This is a genomic window from Huintestinicola sp. (assembly GCF_051882455.1).
Taxonomy (GTDB): domain Bacteria; phylum Bacillota; class Clostridia; order Oscillospirales; family Ruminococcaceae; genus Huintestinicola.
Genome location: NZ_JBJERV010000059.1, coordinates 1 through 2,013, shown reverse-complemented (window position 1 = coordinate 2,013; position 2,013 = coordinate 1). Strand labels below are relative to the sequence as shown.

At 48.7% G+C, this 2,013-nt stretch carries 4 protein-coding genes and 1 pseudogene; all 5 read right to left on the bottom strand.

Going from position 1 to position 2,013, the window contains the following annotated elements:
• Positions 1-125: pseudogene (gene rplB / locus ACI4J0_RS07690) on the bottom strand (50S ribosomal protein L2); the annotation flags it as partial.
• 95 nt (positions 126-220) lie between these two features.
• Entirely contained in the window at positions 221-511 is a 291-nt protein-coding gene (gene rplW / locus ACI4J0_RS07685) for a 50S ribosomal protein L23 (protein WP_439765228.1), read from the bottom strand.
• On the bottom strand, positions 511-1,134 hold the full coding sequence (gene rplD, locus ACI4J0_RS07680; protein WP_432649262.1) for a 50S ribosomal protein L4: 624 nt from the start codon (positions 1,132-1,134) through the stop codon (positions 511-513). The genes rplW and rplD overlap by 1 nt, the downstream gene beginning before the upstream one ends.
• A gap of 18 nt (positions 1,135-1,152) precedes the next feature.
• Positions 1,153-1,788: a 50S ribosomal protein L3 gene (rplC, locus tag ACI4J0_RS07675; protein WP_439765227.1), complete on the bottom strand. Its 636-nt coding sequence runs from the start codon at positions 1,786-1,788 to the stop codon at positions 1,153-1,155.
• Between the two features lie 93 nt (positions 1,789-1,881).
• On the bottom strand, positions 1,882-2,013 hold a 132-nt coding region (locus tag ACI4J0_RS07670; protein ID WP_439765229.1), incomplete at its 5' end, for a 30S ribosomal protein S10.

The following is a 2,013-nucleotide window of genomic DNA, read 5'->3' as shown; positions in this document are numbered from 1 at the left end:
CCTGCCTTCTTATCGAGAGGAGCGAGGAGGCTCTTTTCGGGAGCTACCTTGGAGAGCTCGCTGTAGTCGGTAACAGTCATCTGACGTCTTGAAGGGGACGTAGGCTTATATGACTTGATAGCCATTGTGATTTCAACTCCTTAAAGTGGTTTTGCGAAAGGCATTTTCAGCCGCCTTCCATACATTCCGTTTCGGGAAAACGGTTATCCGAGCTTTCGGATTACATCATGCCATCGAAGAATTCGATGGTCTTGGAGCCTTCCTTGAGAGTAACGATAGCCTTTTTCCAGGAGGGAGTAGTACCTCTGTTAAGACCGACTCTCTTAGCTCTTCCTCTCACGTTCATGGTGTTAACGCTTGCGACCTGAACGCCGAAGAGCTCTTCAACAGCCTTAGCGATCTCGATCTTGTTAGCGTTCTTGGCAACCTTGAAAGTGTACTTGTTTTCCTGCAGACCGCCCATGCTCTTTTCGGTGATGATGGGCTTGATAACGATGTCCTGTGCAGTCATTATGCATACACCTCCTCAATTTTTGCAACCGCGTCCTTAACAACAACGAACTTGTCGTAGTTGAGGATATCGTAAACGTTGATGGTGTTTACGAGAGCAGTCTTAACGCCGGGGATATTGGCAGCGCTCTTGATGACCTTAGCGTCAACCTCGGGCATAACGATGAGAGCCTTGCCCTGAGCGCCTACAGCGCCGAGCATCTTGACCATATCCTTGGTCTTGTAATCGTTCATGGTGATATTGTCGAGTACGATCATATCGCCGGAGAGAACCTTAGAAGAGAGAGCAGACTTCATAGCCAGTCTCTTGAGCTTCTTGTTTACGGTGAAACGGTAGGTTCTGGGCTTGGGGCCGAGAGCAACGCCGCCGTGTGTCCACTGGGGAGCACGAGTGGAGCCCTGTCTTGCATGACCTGTACCCTTCTGTCTCCAGGGCTTTCTTCCGCCGCCGCTTACCTCTGTGCGGGTAAGAGTGGACTGAGTGCCCTGTCTCTGGTTAGCAAGGTAATTTACAACCATTGTGTGCATAGCAGGAACATTGGGAGTAATACCGAAAATTGCATCTGACAGCTCAATGGTGGAAACCTCATTACCTGTCATATCCATAACCTTAATATTAGGCATTATCGCTTCCTCCTTCCATTAAGCCTTCTTAACGCAGTCAACGATAGTAACGATACCGTTCTTAGGACCGGGGATAGCACCCTTTACTGCGATAAGATTGTTTTCAGCGTCGATCTTAACGATCTCAAGATTCTGAACGGTAACTCTTTCGGAGCCCATGTGTCCGGGGAGAGCCTTGCCCTTGAAGATTCTCGAAGGGGAAGAACAAGCGCCCATAGAGCCTGCCTGTCTTGCAACAGGACCTGTACCGTGAGTTTCCTTCAGTCTGTGATTATTGTTTCTCTTGATGGTACCCTGGAAGCCCTTACCCTTGGAAGTACCGCAAACATCAACGATGTCGCCTACCTCAAAAGTATCAGCCTTGAGTACATCGCCCACATTGAGAGACTCAGCATTATCGAGTCTGAACTCCTTGAGGGTTCTCTTGAGAGCAACGTCAGCCTTAGCAAAGTGACCCTTTACAGGCTTGTTGACGAGCTTCTCTCTGATGTCGCCGAAGCCGCACTGAACTGCGCTGTAGCCGTCGTTTTCAACGGTTTTCTTCTGAACTACTACGCAGGGACCGGCTTCAACAACGGTAACAGGAATAACCTTTCCTGCCTCATCGAAAATCTGTGTCATACCGATTTTCTTACCGATGATTGCCTTTGTCATATTTTTTCCTCCCTATAGGTTATTGGTTGACGTTTTGCGTCAACATTGACCCCACATTTCTGACATCTTTTCGGTTGCCCGAGGGAAATCGGATTACTTAATTTCCATTACGATGTCAACGCCTGCGGGAAGCTCAAGACCCTGAAGAGCCTCGGTAGTCTTAGCAGTAGGTCTGAGAACGTCGATAAGTCTCTTGTGAGTTCTCATCTCGAACTGCTCACGGCT